19 protein-coding genes and 1 pseudogene are annotated in these 24,863 nt (G+C 72.2%); 12 read left to right on the top strand and 8 right to left on the bottom strand.

The window, feature by feature from the left end; translation table 11 throughout:
- Positions 1 to 14: 14 nt before the first annotated feature.
- The 4 genes from QFZ74_RS24645 to QFZ74_RS24660 form a co-directional block, all read right to left on the bottom strand.
- Positions 15 to 1,481 (bottom strand): carboxylesterase/lipase family protein, encoded by a 1,467-nt coding sequence (locus QFZ74_RS24645; protein ID WP_307623002.1) that lies wholly within the window; start codon positions 1,479 to 1,481, stop codon positions 15 to 17.
- Positions 1,478 to 2,533 carry an alpha/beta fold hydrolase gene (locus tag QFZ74_RS24650; protein WP_307623003.1) on the bottom strand — a complete coding sequence of 352 codons (1,056 nt, stop codon included), beginning with the start codon at positions 2,531 to 2,533 and terminating at the stop codon, positions 1,478 to 1,480. Before QFZ74_RS24650 ends, QFZ74_RS24645 begins: the two co-directional genes overlap by 4 nt.
- 21 nt (positions 2,534 to 2,554) lie before the next feature.
- A complete protein-coding gene (locus tag QFZ74_RS24655) occupies positions 2,555 to 3,883 on the bottom strand; it encodes a triacylglycerol lipase (protein WP_307623004.1) in 1,329 nt (442 codons plus the stop codon).
- Positions 3,884 to 4,105: 222 nt separating this feature from the next.
- Positions 4,106 to 5,488, bottom strand: coding sequence for an amino acid permease (locus QFZ74_RS24660; RefSeq protein WP_307623005.1), 1,383 nt, complete (start codon positions 5,486 to 5,488; stop codon positions 4,106 to 4,108).
- 1,072 nt (positions 5,489 to 6,560) lie between these two features.
- On the opposite strand from QFZ74_RS24660, the gene QFZ74_RS24665 reads away from it, so the two are divergent.
- The 5 genes from QFZ74_RS24665 (at position 6,561) to QFZ74_RS24685 (ending at position 12,755) form a co-directional block, all read left to right on the top strand.
- Entirely contained in the window at positions 6,561 to 8,873 is a 2,313-nt protein-coding gene (locus tag QFZ74_RS24665; protein WP_307623006.1) for a lamin tail domain-containing protein, read from the top strand.
- A gap of 293 nt (positions 8,874 to 9,166) precedes the next feature.
- A complete protein-coding gene (locus QFZ74_RS24670; RefSeq protein WP_307623007.1) occupies positions 9,167 to 10,327 on the top strand; it encodes an ABC transporter ATP-binding protein in 1,161 nt (386 codons plus the stop codon).
- The gene (locus QFZ74_RS24675; RefSeq protein WP_307623008.1) at positions 10,324 to 11,019 is read left to right on the top strand and encodes an ABC transporter permease; all 696 of its coding nucleotides are present in this window, start codon (positions 10,324 to 10,326) and stop codon (positions 11,017 to 11,019) included. The genes QFZ74_RS24670 and QFZ74_RS24675 overlap by 4 nt, the downstream gene beginning before the upstream one ends.
- A complete protein-coding gene (locus QFZ74_RS24680) occupies positions 11,016 to 11,684 on the top strand; it encodes an ABC transporter permease (protein ID WP_307623009.1) in 669 nt (222 codons plus the stop codon). Before QFZ74_RS24675 ends, QFZ74_RS24680 begins: the two co-directional genes overlap by 4 nt.
- Positions 11,685 to 11,795: 111 nt before the next feature.
- Positions 11,796 to 12,755 (top strand): ABC transporter substrate-binding protein, encoded by a 960-nt coding sequence (locus tag QFZ74_RS24685; protein WP_307623010.1) that lies wholly within the window; start codon positions 11,796 to 11,798, stop codon positions 12,753 to 12,755.
- Between the two features lie 94 nt (positions 12,756 to 12,849).
- Here the strand turns inward: QFZ74_RS24685 and QFZ74_RS24690 are convergent, their stop codons facing one another.
- The gene (locus QFZ74_RS24690) at positions 12,850 to 13,257 is read right to left on the bottom strand and encodes a DUF6114 domain-containing protein (RefSeq protein WP_307623011.1); all 408 of its coding nucleotides are present in this window, start codon (positions 13,255 to 13,257) and stop codon (positions 12,850 to 12,852) included.
- 1 nt (position 13,258) lies between these two features.
- On the bottom strand, positions 13,259 to 13,897 hold the full coding sequence (locus QFZ74_RS24695; protein ID WP_307623013.1) for a DUF6230 family protein: 639 nt from the start codon (positions 13,895 to 13,897) through the stop codon (positions 13,259 to 13,261).
- 425 nt (positions 13,898 to 14,322) lie between these two features.
- Here QFZ74_RS24695 and QFZ74_RS24700 point away from each other — a divergent pair, with 425 nt between their 5' ends.
- A complete protein-coding gene (locus QFZ74_RS24700) occupies positions 14,323 to 14,973 on the top strand; it encodes a Tat pathway signal sequence domain protein (RefSeq protein ID WP_307623014.1) in 651 nt (216 codons plus the stop codon).
- A gap of 18 nt (positions 14,974 to 14,991) precedes the next feature.
- Here the strand turns inward: QFZ74_RS24700 and QFZ74_RS24705 are convergent, their stop codons facing one another.
- Complete coding sequence (locus tag QFZ74_RS24705) at positions 14,992 to 15,933, bottom strand: lytic polysaccharide monooxygenase (protein ID WP_307623015.1); 942 nt, start codon at positions 15,931 to 15,933, stop codon at positions 14,992 to 14,994.
- A gap of 468 nt (positions 15,934 to 16,401) precedes the next feature.
- Between QFZ74_RS24705 and QFZ74_RS24710 the strand changes: the two genes are divergently transcribed.
- Together QFZ74_RS24710 and QFZ74_RS24715 are read left to right on the top strand one after the other, a co-directional pair.
- Complete coding sequence (locus QFZ74_RS24710) at positions 16,402 to 17,049, top strand: ScbR family autoregulator-binding transcription factor (RefSeq protein ID WP_307623016.1); 648 nt, start codon at positions 16,402 to 16,404, stop codon at positions 17,047 to 17,049.
- Between the two features lie 22 nt (positions 17,050 to 17,071).
- A complete protein-coding gene (locus QFZ74_RS24715; RefSeq protein ID WP_307623017.1) occupies positions 17,072 to 18,259 on the top strand; it encodes a damage-control phosphatase ARMT1 family protein in 1,188 nt (395 codons plus the stop codon).
- 4 nt (positions 18,260 to 18,263) lie between these two features.
- On the opposite strand, the pseudogene QFZ74_RS24720 reads toward QFZ74_RS24715, so the two are convergent.
- A pseudogene (locus tag QFZ74_RS24720) lies at positions 18,264 to 19,407 on the bottom strand (cytochrome P450).
- A 138-nt stretch (positions 19,408 to 19,545) separates the two neighbouring features.
- On the opposite strand from QFZ74_RS24720, the gene cyc2 reads away from it, so the two are divergent.
- The 4 genes from cyc2 to QFZ74_RS24740 all read left to right on the top strand — a co-directional run bounded on the left by cyc2 (position 19,546) and on the right by QFZ74_RS24740 (position 24,651).
- On the top strand, positions 19,546 to 21,711 hold the full coding sequence (cyc2, locus tag QFZ74_RS24725; protein ID WP_307623018.1) for a germacradienol/geosmin synthase Cyc2: 2,166 nt from the start codon (positions 19,546 to 19,548) through the stop codon (positions 21,709 to 21,711).
- Between the two features lie 107 nt (positions 21,712 to 21,818).
- Positions 21,819 to 22,382, top strand: a complete 564-nt coding sequence (locus QFZ74_RS24730) for a PDZ domain-containing protein (protein WP_307623019.1) — start codon at positions 21,819 to 21,821, stop codon at positions 22,380 to 22,382.
- Positions 22,383 to 22,517: 135 nt separating this feature from the next.
- Positions 22,518 to 23,645 carry an aminopeptidase P family protein gene (locus QFZ74_RS24735; RefSeq protein ID WP_307623020.1) on the top strand — a complete coding sequence of 376 codons (1,128 nt, stop codon included), beginning with the start codon at positions 22,518 to 22,520 and terminating at the stop codon, positions 23,643 to 23,645.
- 64 nt (positions 23,646 to 23,709) lie between these two features.
- A complete protein-coding gene (locus QFZ74_RS24740) occupies positions 23,710 to 24,651 on the top strand; it encodes a phosphotransferase (protein ID WP_307623021.1) in 942 nt (313 codons plus the stop codon).
- The last annotated feature ends 212 nt before the right edge of the window (positions 24,652 to 24,863 follow it).

Consider the following 24,863-nt stretch of genomic DNA (forward strand, 5'->3'; position numbering starts at 1 on the left):
TTCCCGCGCAGCGTCTACCGGAGCCGGCGCAGCCCTTCCCAAACCCCCCGCTCCATCCCTCGGGGGTCACCCACCGGCCCGGAGTCGGGCTCCTCTCCGGACCCGAAGACCATCGTGGTGCGGCCGATCGGTTCGTAGGGTGGCCAGCCCGGGGCGCCCGTCTTCGCGAACGCGACCCACGCGGTGTGCATCGCGTCGGCCAGGGGCTGCGGAGGGCGGGGGCCCAGCAGTGGGGCGTACGACGGGTCGTCCAGGCGGTCGAAGACGAAGGGGAGTTCCAGGGCGTGGCAGGCGCCCAGGCTCTCCTTGAACTGGGGGGAGCGCCAGGCGAATTCGTAGAGGTGGGAGCCCGGGACGGACTCCGCCAGGCGGACGGCCGGGATGCGGTAGAACCAGTCCGTCGCCACCGCGGCCAGGAGGTCGCCCGGGGATGCGTTGGGGCGGGTGGCGCGGTAGACCGGGAGGGTCTGGTCCGGGTCGGCGCCGTAGGCCGAGGTGAGGGCGTCGAGGTGCGGCTCCGTCACCGTCTCCAGGCGGTCCGTCGGGACCAGGAACAGGCGGTACTCCTCGCGGTTCGTGCCGATCAGGAGGCCTACGTCGCCATGGGGGGTGGGGAGGGTCTCGGCCACCGGTTCGAACGGCATCATGTTGAGGACCGCTTCGCCCCACAGGGCCGGGTCCGGACGGGCGGCCACCTCGGCGCGCAACTCCGCCTGAGCAACGATGAGTTCGGTGAGGGGGACGGCCGCGAAGGCTTCCCGTGTCGGGTCTGTGCCCAGCTTCGCCGCCAGGTGCGACGTGATCAGGGACGCCGAGGCCGGGCGCAGGAAGTGGTGGCACGCGCCGCTCTGGAGGATGGCGCGGTGGAACAGGCCGGGGGCCAGGTTCAGCGACAGCAGGGCGCCGATGCTCATCGCCCCCGCCGACTCGCCGAAGACCGTCACCTGATCCGGATCGCCGCCGAACGAAGAGATGTTGGCGGCGATCCAGCGCAGGGCGGCCACCTGGTCGAGGAGACCGCGGTTGTCGGGGACACCGGGCAGGTGGAGGAAACCGTCCGCGCCCAGACGGTAGTTGAGGGTCACGCACACGACCCCGTCGCGGGCGAACGTGCTGCCGTCGTACGCCGAGGCCGAACCGGAGCCGTTGGTGAACGCGCCGCCGTGCAGCCACACCATGACCGGCAGGCCCGCACCGGGCTCCGGTGACGGCGTCCAGATGTTGAGGTTGAGGCAGTCCTCGCCCGGGTTGTCGTCCTCCGGGATCAGGGTGTCGAAGGGCGGGGCGTACGGGGCGTGGGGCACCGTCGGGCCGTACGACGTGGCGTCGCGGACGCCCGGCCAGGGCTCCGGCGGGCTCGGGGCCTGGAAGCGGCGGGGTCCGAAGGGCGGGGCGGCGTACGGGACGCCCAGGAAGGACGTCACGCCGTCCGGGGCAGTGCTGCCCCGGACGGCGCCCTGCTCGGTCGTGCACACCGTCATGCGGAGCCGACCTCCAGGACCTCCAGCAGCGCCGCCGTGAACTCCTCCGGGCGCTCCAGATGCACCGCGTGTCCGGCGTCGGGCACGGCCACCTCGCGTACCCAACCACCCTCCGCCGCATAGCGGTTCAGTACGTCGCGCGTCTGGGCCACCATCGGCTGCGCCGGGGTCCCGTCCCAGCCCGGCACCGCACCGATCGCGCCCAGGTGAGCCAGGTCGAACAGCGAGGTGTCCGACACGATGACGTCGTCCTCGCCGCGGATCCACAGCACTGGTGGCTTGGGGGCGATCAGGTGCAGGTCGTCCAGATGGAAGTGGAGGGGAGAAAGGGAGTTGAGGACTCCGCGCGTCCCGGGTGCGACGCCCGGCCACGTCTCGGACGTCGTGCTGTCGCCTGGGTAGTGGTCGTCGCCGGTGCGAGTGGTGAGCATCGAGTCGACGTACGCCTCCTCGTCCCCGGGTTCGGGCCGCCACGGCGGCTTGACGTAGCAACTCACCATGACGGAGCGGGGGGAGAGCGGGGAGTCCGCGCCACGATCGCCCTGGGCGAGGCGGGTGACGAACTCCGGGTTGGCCGTCGCGCCGCCCGAGCCGACGCCGTCCGCGGAGTTGAGGGTGCCCTCCACGCCGTGTGTACCGCCGAAGCCGTACGGGGAGACCGGGTTGACCAGGGTCGCGGAGCGCACGGCGGCCGGACGGTCGCGCAGGTACTGCAGGACCACGCCGCCGCCCATGGACCAGCCCACCAGATGCGCCCGCTCGATGCCGAGGGCCCTCAGCAGGGCGGCGAGGTCGTCGGCGTGGTCGCGCAGGCCGCGGGTCGCGTCGATCGGGAGCGGCTCCGTGCCGCCGAAGCCGCGCAGGTCCGGCGCGAGGGGGCGGTAGCGGTCGGGGAGCCGGCGCAGGGTGCGGTCCCAGAACGCGGCGGAGGAGACGTTGCCGTGGACGAACACGACCGGCTCGCCGTCGTCCCGTATCTCGCTGAGCTGCACGGTAAGACGGTCGGTGGGCACGCGGCGGGTGCGGGGGTCACGGAGGTCGCGGTGGGTCATCTGTGCGGTCCCTTGGGAGAGTTACGAGAGCCAGGCGGCGATCTGGGTGGCGGCCGAGCTGTTCCAGCCCAGCTCCAGGTGGTTGGCGCCGGCGACGGTGGCGGTGCCGCCGACCGTGGGGATGCCGGTGGTGTCGAGCGCGCTGGCGATGAAGACCACACCGTCGCTGGGGCCGCGGTTCTCGTTGAAGATCCCGAGCACGTCGGGCGACCCGCCGGCCAGCAGGTAGGTGGTGACGGAGGCCGGAACTCCCGCGTTGTGCAGTGGAGTTATCAGGGAGCCCGCGTCGATGGCGGCCTGGATGCCGGTGCCCGCGGTGTAGTAGCCCTGGCCGCCGTAGTACGTCGTGTACCAGTCCTGCGCGGAGCTGTCGACGCCGTACGTGCCGTCCCAGCGGGCCAGCATCTGCCGCTGGCCGGGGTAGTTGTCGTACCCGCCGGAGGGCGTCATCGAGAACTCGGGGTGCGCGGTGTAGAGGCCGTAGCAGGTCATGTGCGAGTGCGGGGACGGGGCGTTGACCGTCCCGCCGCACTCCGGCCAGATGGAGAAGTCGTGCGCCCAGCCGTGTGCGTAGGGGTAGTCGTAGCCGCCGTTCGGCCCGCCGACGGTGATCAGCCTGCGGACGTCACCGGCGTACGCCCGGCCCCAACTCGGCTTCAGCGACGAGACGTACGCCCGTGTCGACATCTCGCCCTTGCTCCAGCCGACGAGGTCGACCTTGGTGACACCGAGCTTCGCCTTGATGGCGGCGACGGCGTCGCCGACGATCTGCGCCTGCATCAGGTTGTCGCCCTGCTTGTGCGCGAAACCGACGGCGAAGACGCGGTGCCCGCGCCCGGACAGGTACTGCATCAGCCCGGTGGACGGGCAGGACGCGGCGCCGCAGCCGTAGCCGCCCGCCTCGCCCGGGTTGGCCCAGGCGCGGTCGGCGTTGTCGTTGGCGCCGTGGACCAGCAGTACCGGCGTGGTCTTGGCGCCGGTGTTCCAGCCGGGCGCCGAGTAGAGCAGGAAGCGGCCGGAGTACGGGCGGGCGACACCGCCGAAGTACGTCACGCGCTTGCCGTCCTGGTCACCGCGGCCGTCCGGCGGGAAGCCCTCGGTGCGGAAACCCGTGGTGGTGTCCAGGTAACGCTCCACGCGCTCCCAGCCGCCTGTGACCGTGCCGGCTCCGTAGCTCGCCTCCAGGGTCAGGTACGACGGCAGCGTCGCGGCGGACGCGGTGCCGCCCGCCGCCGGCACCCCCGCCACCAGCGCCAGCAGAACGGCGAGCAGCAGTCGCCAACGGCCCGCAGTGCTTCGGCGTCCGTACGAGCTTCGGCGTCCGTACGAGCTTCGACGTGCGTACGGCATGTCCTGGCCCCCCCTTGTCCGCACCCTGGTGTCACGCCCATCGCGCGGCCCACAGGCTAGGCAAGCGGCGCGCGGGAGGGCATGTGTGCGGGCCCCATAAGGGAGGGCGTTCGTATGGGGCGGAGCCCTTGGTGGCGTCCTGGCTGTTGGACACAAACGACGGCGGGGTCGGTCCGCACTCCGGACCGACCCCGCCGCCACGCCTTGCGCAGACCCGCCCGATCAGGCCGTCTGCCGCTTGCGGGCCCCCATCACGGCGAAGACGATGACGCCGGCGAAGAGGAACAGCACGCCCTGGTACACCGCCGCGTAGCCGGAGCCGGCGATGAGCCACATCGAGAAGCCGGCCGCGATCGCGGCGATCACGGAGTCCCGTACCAGCCGGGCCGGGACGACCTTGTCGCGGCGCCCCGAGACGAGGTGGAAGATCTGCGCGGCGGCGGCCAGCAGGTACGGCACGGTCGCGGTGAACGTGGTGATCAGGATCAGCGACTCGAAGACCTTGCCCGAGCCCGACATGTAGTTGTAGACGGTGAGCAGCGAGGCGAGGACGGTGGTGACGAGCACACCGAGGGTCGGCACACCGCGCTTGCGACGCGCGAACGCGGCGGGGAACAGACCGTCCTGAGCGGCGGCGTACGGCGTCTGGGCGCTCAGCAGCGTCCAGCCGTTCAGGCAGCCGACCATCGACACGAGCGCGGCGACCGCGACGGCCCAGCCGCCCCAGGTGCCGCCGAACATCGCGTTCACGGCGTCCGAGAAGGGCGCGGTGGACTTCACCAGGTGCGAGTGCGAGACCGTGCCGAAGACGGAGAGCGTGCCCAGCAGGTAGACGACCGCGGCGCCCGCGGTGCCGATGACCGTGGCGCGGCCCACGTTGCGCCGGGGGTCCTTGACCTCGCCCGCGCTGACGGCGGCGGACTCCACACCGAGGTAGGAGAAGAGCAGCAGTGCGGCGGAGGCGGACACCGCGCCGATCGTGCTGCCGCCGCCCGGGTGGAACGGTCCGAGCTTGTGCGGGTCGAAGAAGAACAGGCCGCCGATCGCGACGAGCAGCAGCGGCGCGAACTTCAGCACCGTCGAGACGAGCTGTACGGCGCCCACGTAGCGGGTGCCGGCGAAGTTGGAGATCGCGGGCAGCCACAGGATGACGAGCGCGGCCAGGCAGGCGGTCCAGTGGCTGTGGTTCACCGGGAACAGCACGTCGAGGTAGCCGACGGCGGCGACGGCGAGCGCCGCGTTCGACACCCAGGTGGTGATCCAGTACGACCATGCCGTGAGGAAGCCGGCGAAGTCGCCGAAGGCCTCACGGGCGTAGACGTACGGGCCGCCGGTGCGCGGGTTGCGCTCGGCGAGCCGGCCGAAGACCAGGGCGAGCGCTATCGCGCCGACCGTCAGCACCCCGAAGGCGACGAGGCTGAGCGTGCCGTACGGGGCGACGGAGGCGGGGAGCAGGAAGATGCCGCCGCCGATGATGTTGCCCATGACCAGGGCCGTGGCAACGGGCAGCCCGAAGCGGCGGGCGTGCTTGCTGGTGCTGCCGGCGGGGGCCTCGGGGGTCTCCTGAGGGGCCGGAGCCGACTCGACGGTCCCGGTGACGTGCATGGGGTGGTGCGCCTCTCCTCGAACGGATGTACCCGGGATCGCCGGGACGGCGCCCATGGTCGGGCATGCCCGGACCTCGCACCAAATCACACGGTTTTGTCCTGTGCGGCCGGGTCCCCGACCGTAAAAGGTGCGCCGGTGAGGGGTCTGGACCGGGAATCGTACGGAGGGGTGCCGAGGGGCGTTTGCGGTGGTCAGGGGCTTGTGAGGGGTGGGGTGGGGTGCGGCGGGGCGTCGGCGCGGGGCTGTCCCCCGCCGGGCCGTCGGGCGCCGGGCGCCCGGGCTCCCGGGCCCCTCCCCGGTCTGCCTGCCGGCCGCTGTGGCGGGGAGCAGGCACGGAAGTGGACCTGCCTCCGACGCCCGGACGTCGTCCCGGCCTTTCGCATCGCCATCCATCTACGCGTCGCGTGCCCCCGGCGGACTGCTCCGCTTCCGCGACCGCTCGGTTTCTTTCGGCCGCCTGACGCGGCCGGGCCGCCCCGATCCCCTCTACCTCGCCCGACTGCCCCAACCACCCCCGGCTTCCCAGCCGCTCGACAGCCTCAACCGCCTCAGCCAGCCTCGCCTGCCCGGAGCGCACCGCGCCCGCCCGCAGGCACCGCCCTGCCCGGAGGGCCCCGCGCCCAGCCCGGAGGGCACCGCCCCCGCCTGTCCAGCCCAAAGCACACCGCCTTCGCCCGGAGGGCACCCCGCCCGGCCCGGAGGGCGCCACCCTCGCCCGGAGCACACCGCCCCCGCCCGGAGGCCACCACGCCCAGCCCGGAGGGGCACCCACCCCCGCCCAGAGCGCACCACGCCCAGCCCACACCGCACCGCCCCCGCCCCGAGCGCACCGCACCGCCCCCGCCCCGAGCACACCGCACCGCCCCCGCCCCGAGCACACCGCCCCCGCCCGGAGGGCCCCGGCTTCCGCTTTTACCTTTGTTCACTGGAAGTTGACGGGGTGACGCGCGTAGTCCGGGCTTCCGGTGTGAAGACTTCTGGGGTCGGTTTCGGATGGCTACTGGAGGATGCAGTGCACGAACGAAGAAGAACCGCCCGTCGGGTCGCGGCGGTTGCGGGGTGTGCCGCCGTGGTGGGGGCGCTGCTGGCGCCCGCGCAGGGGGTCGCGTACGCCGCCTCGGCGGACGTCGTCGTCAGCCAGGTCTATGGCGGCGGGGGCAACTCGGGCGCCCCGTACACCAATGACTTCATCGAGCTGTACAACCGCGGCACGAGCACGGTGTCGATAGCGGGCTGGAGCGTGCAGTACGCCTCCGCGACCGGCGCCACCTGGTCGACGACGCCGCTGTCCGGGAGCATCGCGCCGGGCCACTACTACCTGGTCAAGGAGGCCGCCGGCACCGGGACCGGCGCCGCGCTCCCGACCCCCGACGCCACCGGCACGATCGCGATGAGCGCGACCGCCGGGAAGGTGGCCCTGGTCACCAACTCCACCGCGCTGACCTGTTCCACCGGCTGCGCCACCAAGACCGGGGTACGGGACTTCGTCGGCTACGGCAGCACCGCCAGCTCGTCCGAGGGCTCTCCCACGGGCAACCTGTCCAACACCACCGCCGCCCTGCGCACCGGCGGCGGCGCGACCGACACGGACAACAACGCCGCGGACTTCGCCGTCACCGCGCCCGGTCCGCGCAACTCCAGCTCCAGCGGCGGTGGTGGCGGGGGAGCCACCCGGATCCGGGACATCCAGGGGAAGGGTCATGTCTCCCCGCTGAACGGCTCGCCGGTCAGCGCGATCCCCGGCGTGGTCACCGCCAAGTCGGGCACCGGCTTCTGGATGCAGGACCCGCAGCCCGACGCCGACCCCGCCACCAGCGAGGCCGTCTTCGTCTACACCGGCAGCGCGCCCACGGTGACCGTCGCCGACTCGGTGACCGTCGGCGGCACCGTCAGCGAGTTCCGTCCCGGCGGCACGGGCGGCACCACCAACCTGACGACCACCGAGATCACCGCCCCCACGGTCACCGTCGTGTCGAGCGGCGCCGCGCTGCCCGCGCCCACCGTGGTCGGCTCCGGCGGCCGCGTCCCGCCGTCCGCCGTGATCGAGGACGACGCCACCGGCGACGTCGAGAACAGCGGCACCTTCGACCCGGCGAGCGACGGCATCGACTTCTGGGAGTCGATGGAGGGCATGCGCGTCGAGATCGACAACGCGGCGGTGGTCGGCCCGCGCACCTCCTTCGGCGAGATCCCGGTCGTCCCGCCGGGCAGCACCACCCGCACCACCCGCGGCGGCATCGTGCTCCAGTCCGCCGACGCCAACCCCGAGCGCGTCCTGCTCGACGATGTCCTCGCCGCCACCCCGACCGCCGACGTCGGCGACACCCTGACCGGCGCCACCACCGGCGTCCTCGACTACTCCTTCGGCAACTTCAAACTGCTCCCCACCAGCAGCCCCACGGTGACCGCCGGCGGCATCGCGCCGGAGAGCACGGCCGCGGCGACCACCGGCGAGATGGCCACGGCCACCTTCAACGTGGAGAACCTCGATCCCTCCGACCCGCAGACGAAGTTCGACGGCCTCGCCGGGCAGATCGTGGGCAACCTCAAGTCGCCCGACCTGGTCGCCCTGGAGGAGGTCCAGGACAACAACGGCGTCACGGACAACGGAACCGTCGCCTGCGACCAGACCATGGCCAAGCTGATCAGCGCCATCACCGCGGCGGGCGGCCCGAGTTACTCCTTCCGCCAGATCAACCCGACGAACGACGCCGACGGCGGTGAGCCGGGCGGCAACATCCGCCAGGTCTTCCTGTTCCGCACCGACCGCGGCCTGTCCTTCGTCGACCGCGCGGGCGGTACGGCCACCACGGCCGACGCGGTCGTGAACACGGGCGGCGTTCCGTCGCTGAAGTACTCGCCCGGCCGCATCGACCCGGCCAACTCGGCGTTCTCCGCGAGCCGCAAGCCGCTGGCGGGCGAGTTCACCTGGAACGGCCGGCCCGTCTTCGTCGTCGCCAACCACTTCAACTCCAAGGGAGGCGACGATCCGCTGTTCGGCCACGCCCAGCCGCCGGCCCACTCCTCGGAGACACAGCGGCACAATCAGGCCACCGCGGTGAAGAGCTTCGTCGACCAGATCCTGGCCGTCGACGCGAACGCATCGGTGATCGTGCTGGGTGACCTCAACGACTTCGAGTTCTCACAGACCGCCGACATCCTCACCGCGGGCAACTCCCTGGTGGACCTGCCCCGCACGCTGCCCGCCGCGGAGCGCTACACGTACGACTACGAGGGCAACTCCCAGGTGCTGGACCACATCCTGCTGTCGCCGGGCCTGGCCGCGAAGGCGTACGCCTACGACGTCGTCCACGTCAACTCCGAGTTCGCCAACCAGCTCAGCGACCACGACCCCCAGATCGTCCGCGTCCCGCTGCCCTGATCCCCGCTCCACACCTGCCATCAGGGGCGTCTTCGCCATGCGCGGGGGCGCCCCCGGCGCGTTCCGGGCTGTGAACGATGTGATCACAGCCGGGCGAGTCGTGAGAGAACATGGGGAGATCTCTTCACGGATCGGGCACGATGTGGCCACTCCCGGGTGCCGGTTCTTCACGAACCGGATCGCCGAACCCCCGCGGCATAGACTCTGGCCGCAAAGGCCTCCGCACCGACGACCGTGGCCGAAAACAGGCAGAACCAGAAGTCTTCTGCCACATCCGAAGGGCATTCGGCGTTTTGATACGGATAGATTCAGTCACCAAGCGGTATCCGGACGGCACGGTGGCGGTCGACCGGCTGTCGCTGGAGATACCGGACCGCTCCATCACCGTCCTCGTCGGTCCGTCCGGCTGCGGCAAGACGACCACCCTGCGGATGATCAACCGGATGGTCGAGCCCAGCGAGGGCACGATCCTCATCGACGGCGTCGACATCCACGCCCAGTCGGTCAACGCGCTGCGCCGGTCCATGGGCTACGTCATCCAGAACGCCGGACTCTTCCCGCACCGCACCATCGTGGACAACATCGCCACCGTGCCCCGGCTGCTCGGCTGGAAGAAGGAGCGGGCCCGCGAGCGCGCGGTGGAGCTGATGGAGAGGGTCGGGCTCGACTCCTCGCTCGCCCGGCGCTACCCGTACCAGTTGTCGGGCGGCCAGCAGCAGCGCGTCGGTGTCGCCCGGGCGCTCGCCGCCGACCCGCCGGTGCTGCTGATGGACGAGCCGTTCTCGGCCGTCGACCCCATCGTGCGCAAGGGCCTCCAGGACGAACTCCTGCGTATCCAGGAGGAGCTGGGCAAGACGATCGTCTTCGTCACCCATGACATCGACGAGGCCATCAAGCTCGGCACGATGGTCGCCGTGATGCGCACCGGCGGCAAGCTGGCGCAGTTCGCGCCGCCCGCCGAGCTGCTGAGCGAGCCCGCGGACGCCTTCGTCGAGGACTTCCTCGGCGCCGACCGCGGCATCCGCCGGCTCTCCTTCTTCCCGTCGGCCGGACTGGAGCTGCTGGCCGCCCCCGTCGTTTCCGTGGACGCCGACGGTGCGGCGATCGAGGCGGCCCGCGCGTCCGACGCCCCCTACCTCCTCGTCACCGACGCCGATGGCAAGCCCCTCGGCTGGAGCGAGCCGGCCGCCCTCACCGCGGGCGAGATCGACCCGGGCCAACTGCTCTCGCACGGGCGGCCGTTCGTGCCCGGCACCGACTCGCTGCGAGCCGCGCTCGACGGCGCCGTGCTGTCGCCGACCGGCTGGGCCGTCGGCGTGGACGACACCGGGCGCGTCGTGGGCGTCGTCGCCCAGCAGGTCATCGGCGAGGCGATCCGCACCGCGCACGCGAAGGGCCGTACGACGGACGAGGCCGCCCCCATCGCCGAGTCGACGGCGGAGGTCGGCGGATGAACGGCTTCTTCGACATACCCAGCGACCTGCAGAACAGCTATCCGGGCCTGATCGGGCTGCACCTGCGCGAGTCGCTGCTGCCGGTGCTGGTGGGGCTGCTCGCCGCCCTGCCCATCGCCCAACTCTGCGTGCGATTCCGGTGGTTGTACCCGCCGGTGCTCGGCGTGACGACCGTGCTGTACGCCATCCCGTCGCTGGCCCTCTTCGTCGTCCTCATCGACTACACCGGCCAGAGCGAGATCACCGTGATGATCCCGCTGGCCGTCTACAGTCTCGTGGTGCTCGTCCCGGCGATCGTCGACGGGGTGCGCTCGGTGCCGCAGGAGACCCTCGCGGCCGCCACCGCCATGGGCTTCGGTCCCGTACGCCGCTACGTCCAGGTGCAACTGCCGATCGCCGTGCCCGCCATCCTCGCCGGACTGCGCGTGGCCTGCGTGTCCAGCATCTCGCTGGCCAGCGTCGGCGCGCTCATCGGCAACCAGGGCGCGCTCGGCAATCTGCTCGCGGACGCGATGTTCTACCACCGGCCCGTGCTCGCGGTGAACTCCGTTGTCACCACGGCCGCCCTCGCCATCGTCGTCGACGCCGTGCTGGTCCTCGTCCGCGTCCTGCTCACCCCGTGGATGCCCCGCAGCACGCGCAGGACACCGAAGGCCGCCCCCGCGGCCGCCCTGGAGGACGCTGTCCGGTGAACGTACTCAGCTTCGTCAACGCCTTCTTCAGCGACGCCGCCCACTGGCACGGCTACGACGGCATTCCGCACCGGCTGCTGGAGCACGTCCAGTACACGCTGGCCGCGCTCGCCGTCGCCGCCGCCGTCGGGCTGCCCGTCGGCCTGATCACCGGGCACACCGGGCGCGGCGGCAACGCGCTGGCGTTCATCGCCACCGCTGCCCGCGCGCTGCCCAGCTTCGGTCTGCTGGTGCTGATGTTCGTGATCATCGGGCTCGGGCTGCTGCCCGTGATGATCCCGCTGGTCGTCCTCGCCGTCCCGCCGATCCTCGTCACCACCTACGAGGCGATGCGCTCCGTCGACCCGTCCCCGGTGGACGCCGCGCGGGGCATGGGCATGGCCGAGTCGCGGATCCTGTTCCAGGTCGAACTGCCCGTCGCGCTCCCGCTGATCCTCAGCGGACTGCGCTCGGCGGCCATCCAGATCGTCTCCACCGCCACCATCGCCGCGTACGTCAGCCTCGGCGGCCTCGGCCGCTACATCGTCGACGGGCTCTACCAGCGCAACTACGAGAAGGTCGTCGGCGGCGCCACCCTGGTCGCCGTCCTGGCCCTGGTCACGCTCACGCTGTTCTGGGCGGTGAACCGGATCGCGGTGTCGCCGGGCGTGCGCCGCTCGGCGTGAGAGCGCACGGCGGAACCTCCCGCACCTCCCTCTGAACTTCCCCCGTATACAAGGCAATCGCATGGCCGGCGCCTCTTGACGCAGAGAGAACCGGCTGGATTGGATCAGTACGTGACTTCCAACAACCGCACCAGCAGGACGATCCGGACACACCGAGGCGCGGCGGCCGTCGCGCTCGCCGCGGCAACGGCCCTGCTGGCGGGCTGTTCCTCGGGCTCCGGCAAGGCCGACGACCCGCTCACGGGCGACAAGCCCAAGGACGGCGCGGTCGTCGTCGGCTCCAACAACTTCGCCGAGAGCATCCTGCTCGCCGACCTCTACGGCGAGGCCCTCAAGGCCAAGGGGGTCAAGGTCGAGTACAAGCCGAACATCGGCAGCCGCGAGACGACCTACGGTCTGCTCAAGAACGGCACCATCGCGGTGCTGCCCGAGTACAACGGGGCGCTGCTGGCCTACCTCGACCCGAAGGCCACCCCGAAGACCACGGAGGCGACCACCTCGGCCATCAAGGCCAAGCTCGACTCCAAGCTGACGCTGCTGGAGCCCTCGCCCGCGCAGGACAAGGACACCATCACCGTCAACGCGGTCACCGCGAAGAAGTACCATCTCACCGCCGAGTCGTCGATCGGCGACCTCAAGAGTGTCGCGAAGGACCTGGCTGTCGGCGCCTCGCCGGAGTTCCAGAGCCGCCACCAGGGCCTGGTCGGCCTGAAGTCGGTGTACGGCCTGGAGTTCAAGTCCTTCAAGGCGCTCGACGCGGGCGGCCCGCTCACCCAGGCGGCGCTCACGAAGAACACCGTGCAGGCCGCGGACATCTTCTCCACGGACCCGATCATCGCCAAGGAGAAGTTCATCCCCCTCCAGGACCCGAAGAACCTGTTCGGCCTGGAGAACGTTCAGCCGCTCGTCCGCAAGGGCGGCGTCTCCCCGAAGGGCGTCGAGGCGCTGAACGCCCTTTCGGCGAAGCTCGACACCGCGACCCTGCTGAAGCTCAACACCCAGGTGCAGGCGGAGAAGAAGGACCCGCTGGCGGTCGCGAAGGCCTGGCTGAAGTCGGCCGGTCTGAGCTGACCCGGCCGCCCGCGCTCTGAGCTGACCCAGCCGCCCGCGCGAGGAACGACGCGGTGCTCCCGGACTGCCGGGGGTGCCGCGTCGCTCTTCTTCGTCAGGCGGGTTCCCCGGCCGTGCGCTTGCGGTCGCGGCGGCTCGTGCGGGGTTCCTGGTCCGGGAGCCAGCCGAAGGTGAGGCAGCTGCCGACGACGCCGAGCAGCAGGCCGACGACGAAGCCGCCGAGGTTCGAGGTGACCCAGGTGCCCAGGGAGCACAGGACGCCCGTGAGCGAGTAGAAGAGGCGCTGACCAGGGCTGAAGAGGATCAGCAGGCCGCACAGCACCATCAGGGTCGGCAGCAGGTAACCGGCCACGCCCTGCATGCCGACGTGCACGACGACCTTCATCGGCGCCTTCACGGTGAGCAGGACCTCCGCGCCGCCCAGGGTCAGCAGCAGCCCGCCCCAGAACGGACGGCCGGCCCGCCAGTGCCGGAAGGCGGGACGCAGGTCACGCCGCGGCATATCAGCAGCCCGTGCCGCTGAAGCGCAGCTTCAGGCCGGGCAGTTTGAACACGGCGGCGGTGGTCGCGTAGTTGGTCTGCCGCAGGTGGTCGATGTGCACATGGTCCGCCTGCTGGCTGAACACGCCCGGTTTGCCCTTCACCCCGGCCTTGGTGAGGGTGCTGGCGTCGTTACCGATCTCGATGTTGCGGAAGGCCGCGTCGCCCGACAGCTCGGTCGAGTCGGTGGTGAGGTCGGCCGCCTCCACCTTCCGGCTGCCGCCGCCGGCGGTGATGAGCAGGTTGGTGCCCCCGAGGTCGACGCTCTGGCACAGCTTGGTGAGCTTCGCTTCCTTGATCGCGGAGGTGATGACGAGCACCTGGCCGCCGGTGTCGCCCGAGTTCGGGCTGTCCTCGATCATGTTGTCGAGGTCCCCGAACTGCTCGAACCCGGTGCCGTCGAGCTCGGTCGCGGTGACCGTGAACGGCATGCCGGAGATGAAGAACTGCACCCCCAGCGCCCCCTGGGCGGTGAGGAGCGCGAGGCCCGCGACGACCGCCGCGGCCGGGACCGCCATCACCGCGGCGCGGCGCAGCCGGACCCGCCCGCGTCTGCCGCCGTCCACGGCGGCGCCGGTTCTTTCCGTCTCCTCGGATGCCATGTCTGCTCCCTGAACGAGGTCAATTCCGGCGGGCCTCACGTGGGTTGGGCCCGCCGGTGCGGATCGGGGTGTCGTGGCGCGTCGTCCTGGCGCGGACGGGAGGGATCGTCCAGGAAGTTACCGGGGGTTACTTTCATGGGTCAAGAGAGTTGTGAAAACAGGATGACGAGTATGTGGATCACCGTTGAATGTGCGCCAACTGCCTTGCGGCGCCTTGACGTTGAACGAGGCCCAGGTCTACAACTTCCTTGGTCTCCCGTGGATCCGTGGCGCCGGATCCGGCACGCGGCGTAGCCGCGCTCACGGCCACGATCACGATCACTCTCTCCGGGCCCGCTCGGCCCGTTCCCCCACCTCCGGCCGCTCACCGGCCGGCGGAGCACTGCACTGCGGTCCCATCCCACCCCACTCACGGAGGCACCCGCATGCGTACGCGCTCTCTCCTCGCCCTTGCCGGAACCACCGCCGCCCTCGCGCTCATGGCGGCCCTGCCCTCCGCGGCCGCCGCCGGCGCGCCCGTGCTCACCACCGGCGGCGTCGGCGGCACCGCCGTGGCGGCCGGCGACGTCCTCACCGCGACGCTGGCCAGCGGCACCAACGCCACGTTCTACTCCAGCGCGACCGGCACCAGCGGCGTCCGCTGCGCCACGTCGACGTTCACCGCCACCGTCACCGGCAACCCGACCGCGCCCGGCACGGCCACCGAGTCGGTCACCGCGCACACCTTCGGCAACTGCACCAGCAACGTCTCCGGCGTGACCGGCGTCGACAGCGTCACCGTCGACAACCTGCCCTACGCCGCGACGGTCGCCTCCGACGGCAAGCTCACCGTCCTGCCGCCGGCCGGCTCCGTCATCCAGACCACGGTCAAGCTGCGCACCCTGCTCGGCTCCGTCACCTGCGTCTACCAGGGAGCGAGCCTGTCCGGAACCGCCTCCAACGCCGACAACAGCATCGCCTTCGCCGCCCAGCACTTCACCAAGAGCTCCGGCCCCTCGCTCTGCTTCGCGGACGGCTTCTTCACGGCCAAGTACGCCCCGGTCACCGACGCGGGCGCCCCGGTCTTCGTCAACTGACCTATTCCAGAGGGAGGTTCAGCGCCCGCGCAGACGCAGCACGACGGCGGCGCCCCCGGTGAGCACCAGCACCGCGGCGGCGCCGCCCGCCACCACTGGCGCGGAGGGGCTCGACCCCGTGCCGGTGGCGGAGGCCACCGGGGTGCCGTCGGCGGCACGCGGCGCGGCGGACGCCGCCGGGCTCGCGTCACGGTGCGACGGGCTCGGCCCGGCCGACGGCGGAGCGGCCTTGGACGGCTCGGTCGTCCGTACCGGGCGAGCGCTCGCGGGCTTCGCGGGCGTCGCCTTCGTCCCCTCCCCGCCGCCCGACGCCGACGCCCCGACCGTCGGGAACGCCACGTCGGAGCACGAGTAGTAGGTGTCCGGCGTGCTGCTGTTCTGCCAGACCGTGTACAGCACATGGTGTCCGGTCCGGTCCGGGGGCAGCGTCGCCCCGAAGTGGTACGCCCCGTTCGTCAGCGCAGGGTCCCTGACCTCCGCGAAGGGCCGCGAGGGAAGGTCAGACCAGGTCAGCGGCTTGCGGGGGTCGTAGCCCGGCTTGGTCAGATACATCTTGAACGTGCCCGCGTGCGCGATCGTCGAGGCGTACGTCATCGACAGCCGCCCGCCCGGTGTCAGCCGCGTAGCCGGCCAGTCCGTACGCGTGAGATCGAGGCCCTTGTACGCGGGCAGGCCCCCGCTGCACAACTTGCCGTCCGGAATCGTCTGCCGGTCCCGGCCGGCCACGCCCGCCACCCGCAGGTTGTCCCACGCCGTGAACGGAGCGCCGTTCGCCGCGATCGCCGCCCGGCACGCCGCCGAACCGGTGCTGCCGCCCTCGGGGGAGCAGGCGTAGACCCGGCTGACCGGGGAGGTCGGCGTGCCGTGCGCCAGAGCCGGTCCGGCCGCCACGAGGGACAGCAGGGCGGAGGCGGTCACGGTGGCTCCCGTGACCCTGAGCGGTGCGGTCATCCGAGTCATCCGGGACGTCTCCTCGGGCGGTGCGGCGGAACGGTTGCCGCCGTGGAGTACGGGAATCGAGGACGGTTCGTTCATCCGGGATCTGGCGTCGTAGCGAGCGCCGAGAAGCGCCGCCCCTGACGGTGCGTCAGACTGGTGCCGATCGAGGGCCCGTTGAGAACAGTCCCGCGGACTCGTATCGTGGCGATCACCGGTGCGGCGGCCCGTCACCCGCCATGGCCTCCGGAAACGCGGAGAGAGCCGAGGGAGGGACGCGCTGTGATCTTGTCCGCGTGCGGAAGGCCAGGAGGGCCGCGACGGCCGGGAGGGTCGAGGACGACCGCGGCCGCCCGTACACCGGTATCCCCTGTCGACGGACCGCGTCCGCATGCCCTCGTCCCGCTGCCGCGCGGTGCGCCGCCGCGCGCGCAGAGCAGCGAACAAACCGTCCGTCCCGTTCTTTTCCAGCCGCCGAGGAGTGTCCAGTCGATGGCGAGGCAGTTACGCGCCGAGCAGACCCGAGCAACGATCATCACCGCCGCCGCCGACCTGTTCGACCGGCACGGCTATGAGTCGACGAGCCTCAGCGACATCGTCGAGCACGCCCGAGTCACCAAGGGGGCGCTGTACTTCCACTTCGCCGCCAAGGAGGACCTGGCGCACGCCATCATGGAACTCCAGGCTCGGGCGGCCCGGCAGGTGGCGAGCGAGGTGGAGAGCCGTGGCTGCTCCTCGCTCGAGTTCCTCATGCGCACCACGTTCGAGACGGCCCGGCTGGCCGTCGAGGGGCCGATCCTGCGCGCCGGGCTACGGCTGGCCACCGCGGACCTCGCCGTACGGCCGCCGCTCACGCACCCCTTCCTCGACGCGCTGGACCTCACCACCCGCAAACTCCGGGCCGCCCTCCGGGAGTCCGACCTGCACCCCGACATCGACGTGGACGCCGCCGCCCACGCGCTGGTCTGCTTCTTCGTCGGCACCCGTGTCGCCGGCCGCTCCCTCGAACCCGCCGCCCGGCTGCCCCGCAGGGTCGCCGAGATGTGGCACCTGACCATCCGCGGCCTGGTGCCGGTGCACCGCCGTGCCCGCTATCTGACGCTCGTCTCACAGCTGGAGCGGGAGACCAGAGCCCTCTGACCCGCGCGGTACGGTGACGGACATGCCCGACACCCCCGCCGCGCCGTCGTCGCCCGTCATCCTCGGCAACGAACCCGGATCGTTCCCCCACAGCGTGCTGGCCGAGCGGCACCCCGCGATCATCCGTCAGGTGCGGGACGCCTTCCCCTACGGTCCCGCGCAGCACCGCGCGCTCGACGCACTGCTGAGGAACTGCACCGAGGGCACGATCGAACCGCTCCCCGCCGATGCGCCCGACCGTCACCGGTGGCGCGCTTGGGGGATGGACGCGTACGCCGGGCGGTCCTGGTTCGACGTGCCGTGGCTGTGGTCCGAGAGCTACTTCTACCGCCAACTCCTCCAGGCCGTCGACTGGTTCGGGCCGGACCCCTGGCAGGGCATCGACCCCTTCCGGCCGTTCAAGCTGGCCGAGCTCGACGCCAAGGAGACGGACGAGGAACTGGCCGCCCTCGACGGGCTGGAGGACCGGCCGAGGGACGAGCGGGCGCGGGCCCTGCTGCACGGCTCGCTCTGGGGCAACCGCGCCGACCTGGGCTTCCGGCTCTCCGCGGCCGGTGCCGAGGCGACGGAGGCCGCCCCGGGACTGGTCGCCGACGACAGCGAGGTCCTGTGGTCGCTGCTCCCGCCCTCGGGCGCCGGCACGCTCTGCCTGGTCGCCGACAACGCGGGCCGCGAACTCATCCCCGACCTGCTGCTGATCGCCCACCTCCTCGCCGAGGGGCGGATCGAGCGGGCCGTCCTGCACGTCAAGCCGTACCCCTACTACGTCTCCGACGCCACGACAGCCGACGTGGTCGACGCCCTGCGCCGGCTCACCTCGGCGCCGGGCGCGGCCCAGGAGTACGGGCGGCGGCTGTGGGCGGCGATGGGCGACGGACGTCTCGACGTGCGGGCGCACCCGTTCTCCTGCTCCCCGCTGCCGTACGCCGACATGCCCGACGACCTGCGCGCCGACTTCGCGGCGGCCGCGCTCACCATCGTCAAGGGCGACCTCAACTACCGGCGTCTTGTGGGCGATCGGATGTGGCCGCCGACCACGTCCTTCCGGAAGGTGACCGCCTACTGGCCGGGCCCGGTCACCGCCCTGCGCACGCTCAAGTCCGATGTGATCACCGGCCTCGACGGGGACACCGAGGCGGCACTCGTCGCCGCGGAGGGCCGGCGCTGGCGCACCGGGGGCACGCACGCGCTGATCCAGGTGAAGCCCTGACTTCTCAAGTCAACTCCAGCCGGAGGGACTTGAGGCCGTTGATGAAGTTCGAGACAAGGCGTTCGGCGGGTGCGGCGAGGCGTGGCGCGGGCAGGATGCGCAGCGCCTCCTCGTGGAGCAGCCGCAGCTGGAGCCGGGCGAAGTGGGCGCCCAGGCAGACGTGCGGGCCGTCCCCGAAGGAGACGTGCGGATTGGGCGTCCGGGCGAGGTCCAGCCGGTCCGGCGCGGTGAAGGCCCGCTCGTCGCGGTTGGCCGAGGCGTGGAAGACGACCACCTTCTCGCCCGCGCGGATCCGCTGCCCGCACAGTTCGGTGTCCCGGGCGGCGGTGCGGCGGAAGCTCAGCACGGGCGGATGCCAGCGCAGCAACTCGTCCACGGCTGTGCCGAGTTGCACCTTTCCGCTGTGCAGCAGCGGGTACGCCTCCGGGTGCTGGGCGAGGGCGAGCAGTCCGCCCGGGGCCGCGCTGCGGACCGTGTCGTTGCCCGCGACGGTGAGCAGGATGCATGGCGGGGGAGCGCGGATCGACCGGCCGGCCCTGCTCGTCCAGCACCTGCGGACCGGCCTCGTCCGGGTCCTGGTAGCCGATCACCCGCCGCGTCCAGTGCAGGAGCAGCCGCCGGTCCGCCGCCGGAACGCCCAGCAGGTCGGCGAGGTTGAGCAGCGCGTACTCGTCGGTGACGGCGGCGACGACGTCGACGGTGCCGTCACCGTCGCGGGCCGTCTCCAGCGCGGCGGACAGCAGCGCGCGGGCACGCCCGCGCGCGAGCCGCGCGAACCGGTCCACCCGCCCCGGCGTGAAGGCCCGGCTCACGAGCCGTCTCAACCGTCCGTGCTCCGGCGGATCCTGATTGAGCATCATGCGCCGGATGAAGGGCAGGTCGGCCGGATCGGGGTCCCGGATCTGGGTGGCGCCGAGGCGCGAGGAGTACGTCGCCGCGTCCTTCAGCACCCGCACCACGTCCGCGTGCCGGGTCACCGCCCAGAAGCCGGGACCGGCCGGCCAGCCCAGCACCTCCGGCTCCTCCTGCCAGGCCACCGGACGCCGGTCTCGCAGCACCCGGTAGTCGTCGTACGGCACCCCGGCCGCGTACCGGCGCGGATCGAAGACGTCGGGAACCGCCTCACCGGGCAGCGCGTACGAGGGCATGCGACCACGGTGGCCCGTGGGCAGCGCAACGGCAAGAGGGGCGCGGCGGCCACGGGGGAACCAGTCGCGATTCACGCGATGGTGTGATCATGTGCCGTGCGGAGGATGGCAGTTGGGGGCCACGGGTAGGGCCCCGCCATGACGCAGCCCTTCGAACTCCCGCACTTCTACATGCCGTACCCCGCGCGGCTGAACTCGCACCTCGACGAGGCGCGCGCCCACTCGACCGCCTGGGCGCGCGAGATGGGCATGCTGGAGGGCTCGGGGATCTGGGACCAGGCCGATCTCGAGGCGCACGACTACGGACTGCTGTGCGCCTACACCCATCCCGACTGCGACGGGACCGCCCTCTCGCTGATCACCGACTGGTACGTGTGGGTCTTCTTCTTCGACGACCACTTCCTGGACATGTTCAAGCGCACCCAGGACCGCGCCGCCGGCAAGGCCCACCTCGACCGGCTGCCGCTGTTCATGCCGCTCGACCTCGCCACCCCGGTGCCCGAGCCGGAGAACCCGGTCGAGGCGGGCCTCGCCGACCTGTGGGCGCGCACGGTGCCGAAGATGTCCGTCGACTGGCGCAGGCGGTTCGCCGTGGCCACCGAGCACCTGCTGAACGAGTCGATGTGGGAGCTGTCCAACATCAACGAGGGGCGGATCGCCAACCCCGTCGAGTACATCGAGATGCGCCGCAAGGTCGGCGGCGCGCCCTGGTCGGCGGGACTGGTGGAGTACGCGACCGCCGAAGTGCCCGCCGCCGTCGCGCGGTCGAGGCCGCTGAGGGTGCTCATGGAGACCTTTTCCGACGCCGTGCACCTGCGCAACGACCTGTTCTCATACCAGCGGGAGGTGGAGGACGAGGGCGAGAACAGCAACGGCGTGCTCGTCCTGGAGACCTTCTTCGGCTGCACCACCCAGGAGGCCGCCGAGACGGTCAACGACATCCTCACCTCGCGACTGCACCAGTTCGAGCACACCGCGCTCACCGAAGTGCCCGCGCTCGCCCTGGAGAAGGGCCTCACCCCCGACCAGGTCGCGGCGGTGGCGGCGTACACCAAGGGGCTCCAGGACTGGCAGTCGGGCGGCCACGAATGGCACCTGCGCTCCAGCCGCTACATGAACCAGGGCGCCGTCCCGGACTCGCCGCTGGCCGGTCTCTCCGGGCGCCCCGGCACCTCCGCCGCGGACGTCGGCGCCCTCCTCGCCAAGGCCGCCGCGGAGCGTCTGCGCCGCTACTCGCACGTTCCGTTCCAGAAGGTCGGCCCGTCCCTGCTGCCCGACATCTACATGCCCTACCAACTGGAGCTGTCCCCGGAGCTGGACGGCGCCCGTGAGCGTCTCACCGGGTGGACGTGCCGGATGGGCCTGCTCCAGGAGGGCGTCTGGGACGAGGACAAGCTCGCAGCCTACGACCTTGCGCTGTGCGCGGCCGGCCTGGACCCGGACGCCACTGCCGAGGCCCTGGACCTCAGTTCGCAGTGGCTCGCCTGGGGTACGTACGCCGACGACTACTACCCGCTCGTGTTCGGCCACCGGCGCGACATGGCGGGCGCGAAGCTGGCCACGGCACGCCTGTCGGCCTGCATGCCCGTCGCCGGGGAACCGCCGCTGCCCGACCCGGCCATCGGCATGGAACGCGGACTTGTCGACCTGTGGGCCCGTACGACCGCCGCCATGACCCCCGACCAGCGCCGCACCCTGAAACGGGCAGTCGAGGTGATGACCGAGAGCTGGCTGTGGGAGCTGGCCAACCAGATGCAGAACCGCGTCCCGGACCCCGTCGACTACCTGGAGATGCGCCGCGCCACCTTCGGCTCCGACCTCACCCTGAGCCTGTGCCGCATGGGACACGGCCCCGCGATCCCGCCGGAGGTGTACGCCGCCGGGCCCGTGCGCTCGCTGGAGAACGCCGCCATCGACTACGCGTGCCTGCTCAACGACGTCTTCTCGTACCAGAAGGAGATCGAGTACGAGGGCGAGATCCACAACTCCGTCCTCGTCGTGCAGAACTTCTTCGGCATCGACTACCCGACCGCGCTCGGCGTCGTGCACGACCTCATGACCCAGCGGATGCGGCAGTTCGAGCACGTCGTCGCGAGCGAACTCCCGGTCGTGTACGACGACCTCGACCTGTCGTCCGAGGCGCGCCGGGCCATGGACGCCTACGTGGCCGACCTGCAGAACTGGATGGCCGGCATCCTCAACTGGCACCGCAACGTCAACCGCTACAAGGCCGAGTGGCTGGGCCGCCGGGCCCACGGCTTCCTCCCGGACCGCGCTCCCGCCCTCGCCCTGCCCGTCGGCTGATTCCGTGTCCCGGCGAGGGTCTTACCGCGTCGATGCCGGGACAGTCTCACTCTTTCGTGGATCGTCGCGCCCGCAGGCGATGGGTAGTCACCAGCGGGAGGCGATCCATGGAGCAGCAGACCGCGTTGCGGCCCCGGCCCATGCCGGGCCGGGGACCTCGTGACGGCGCGACCCCCGGCCTCGCGGCCACCCGGCACCCGCACGCCGCCCGGCGACGCGGCCGACGGCTCAGGGCCCTGGTGTTCGGCCTGTTCGCCGGGACGGTCCTGGTCCTGTCCGGGGTCGGCCTCGGGACGGTCGGCGCCACGGTGATCGGCGCGAGCAAGCTCGCCGCCGTCCAGCGCCGGCCCCCGCCCCCTCCGCAGCGCCCCGCCCCGGCCCCCTCCGCCGCCCCGGCCCCGGTCGCCACCGCCACCCTCGGCGTCGAGGCCGTGGACGGCGAGGGGACGGGAGCCCTGGTCATCGCCGTCCATATGCCCGGACCGGGCTACACGGCGGGTCTCGTACGCGGCGACGTACTCCTCTATTTCGGCCGCACCCGCATCGACTCCGCCGCCGGCCTCGCCCGCGCCGTGGACGGCGCCCGCGCCGGTGAGGAGGTCACCCTCACGCTGCGCCACCGCAGCGGCGGCTACCAGCAGTTGACGGTCGTCCCCGGCATCGTCACCTGACGACTCGGACACGGACACGGACGCGGACACGGTCCCGGGCTCGGTCTCGGCGTGCGCTCGCGCGGCTGACCGGCACCGGCGGGATGATGGAGCCCGCAACAGCCAGCGAGAGCCAGCCCGCACCCGGAGGACCCGATGACCGGCAGTACGCCCGCCCCCTTCACCGCCGACGACTACCGGGCCCGCATGGAACGGGCCACCGGCGCCGCCGCCGACGCCGGGCTGGCTGGACTGCTCGTCGCCCCGGGGCCGGACATGGTGTGGCTCACCGGCTACGCGCCGACCGCCGCCACCGAACGGCTCACCCTGCTCGTCCTCGCGCCGGGACAGAGCCCGGTGCTCGTCGTGCCCGCGCTGGAGGCGCCGGACGCGGAGAAGGCGGCCGGGGCGCCCGCGCTGACGTTCCGCGACTGGACCGACGGCAAGGACCCCTACGCCCTCACCGCCGGACTCCTCGGCGGCAGCGGGCGGCTCGGCATCAGCGACAACGCCTGGGCGATGCACCTGCTCGGCCTCCAGCAGGCGCTGCCCGCCACCTCCTACGCCTCCCTCACCGAGGCACTGCCGATGCTGCGCGCCGTGAAGGACGCGGCCGAGCTGGAGCTGATGGCCGCCGCGGGTGCGGCCGCGGATCAGGCGTTCGAGGAGATCCGGAAGGTTCCCTTCGCCGGCCGCCGCGAGTCCGACATCGGCCGCGACCTGGCCGACCTGCTGCTGCGCTTCGGGCACTCCCAGGTCGACTTCACCGTGGTGGGCTCCGGCCCCAACAGCGCGAACCCGCACCACGAGGTCGGCGACCGCGTCATCCGGCGCGGTGACATGGTCGTCCTCGACTTCGGCGGTCTGAAGGACGGTTACGGCTCCGACACCAGCCGCACCGTGCACGTCGGCGAGCCCACCGACGAGGAGCGCGAGGTCCACGACCTCGTGCGCGCCGCCCAGGAGGCGGGCTTCCGGGCGGTCCGGCCCGGAGCCGCCTGCCAGGACGTCGACCGCGCCGCCCGCGCGGTCATCGACGACGCGGGGTACGGCCGGTACTTCATCCACCGCACCGGCCACGGCATCGGCGTCACCACGCACGAGCCGCCGTACATGATCGAGGGCGAGGAGCAGCCCCTCGTGCCCGGCATGTGCTTCTCCGTGGAGCCCGGCGTCTACCTGCCCGGCCGCTTCGGGGTGCGCATCGAGGACATCGTCACGGTGACCGAGGACGGCGGCCGCCGCCTCAACAACACCACCCGTGACCTGGTCGTGGTGGACTGACCGGCCGCCGCCGACGGGGAGGGCGGCGTCCTCGCGAACTCCCCGGAACCGTTACCGTTCGGACATGACCCAGGCACCGACCCCCACCGCGGACACCGTCCGCCGACTGGTCCGTTCGCTGCTGAAGGACGGCGCGGACGAGGCCCTGGAGCCCGACGTGCGACCCGTCGCCGAGGGCGGGCACTTCACGTGGTGGGTGGGTGCCCGCCACGTGCTGCGGCTCGCCCCCGACCGGGAGGCCGCCGTGCGCCGGCGCCGCGAGCTGCGCGTACGCGACCTCGTCCGCCCGCACCTCCCGGTCGCCGTCCCGGCGAGCGTGGCGCACGGCGAGTGGACGCCGGGACTGACGTACACGCTCGACACCCGGGTCGCCGGGAGCACCGCCGACGAGCACGCCGTCTCGGCCGTCGGCGAGGCCGACCTGGCCGGCCTCCTCACCGGGCTGCGCCAGGTGCCCGTACGGCAGGCCGAGACCCTCGGCGTGCCGCGCGCCGCGCCGCGCTCGCTGGACGCGCTGCGCCGGATGGCCGTGCCCGCCGCCGAACGCCTCGGCGCCGCCGACGAGTTCGACCCGGCCCGGCTGCGCCAGCTCACCGCGGCCGGAGCGGCGCAGCTCGCCGCCCAGACCGGTGCCGCGGTCCTGGTGCACCACCACCTCAAGGGCGAGCACCTCGTGATCAGCGCCGACGGGAGGGTGCGCGGCGTCCTCGGCTGGACCGACGTGGCCGTCGGCGACCCCGCCGAGGACATCGCGGGACTCGTCCTCGCCGTCGGCTCGGGACCGGCGGTCCGCGCCGCCACCCTCGCCGGCTACGGCGCCCGCCCCTGCCTGCGCGGCCTCTGGCTCGCCCGCTGTGACACCGTCCTGCGCCTCCAGGACCGCCTCGACGGCCGAGGCACGGCACCCCTGCCGCTCCTCAGGACCCAACTGCGGCACGCCTGGGAGCCGATCCTGCTGGAGCGGGCGACGGAGTTCCGGGAGGAGGGGGCGGACCAGGAGCCGTGAGGCACGGCGGCGCGGGGCGGCGCCGTGGCGGTCATCGCCGGACTCGTCGTCGCCGTCGGCTGGGGGGCGGCGGTCCGGGCCGCCATCCTCGCCCGGCCACCCCGCTCCGGTCTGCGTGCCCGGCGCGCGACAGCGTGTCCTGCGCCTCCAGGGCAACCGCCTCGACGGCCGCGGCTCGGCACCCCTGCCGCTCCTCGGAAACCAGCTACGGT

Source organism: Streptomyces sp. V3I7, assembly GCF_030817495.1.
GTDB lineage: Bacteria > Actinomycetota > Actinomycetes > Streptomycetales > Streptomycetaceae > Streptomyces.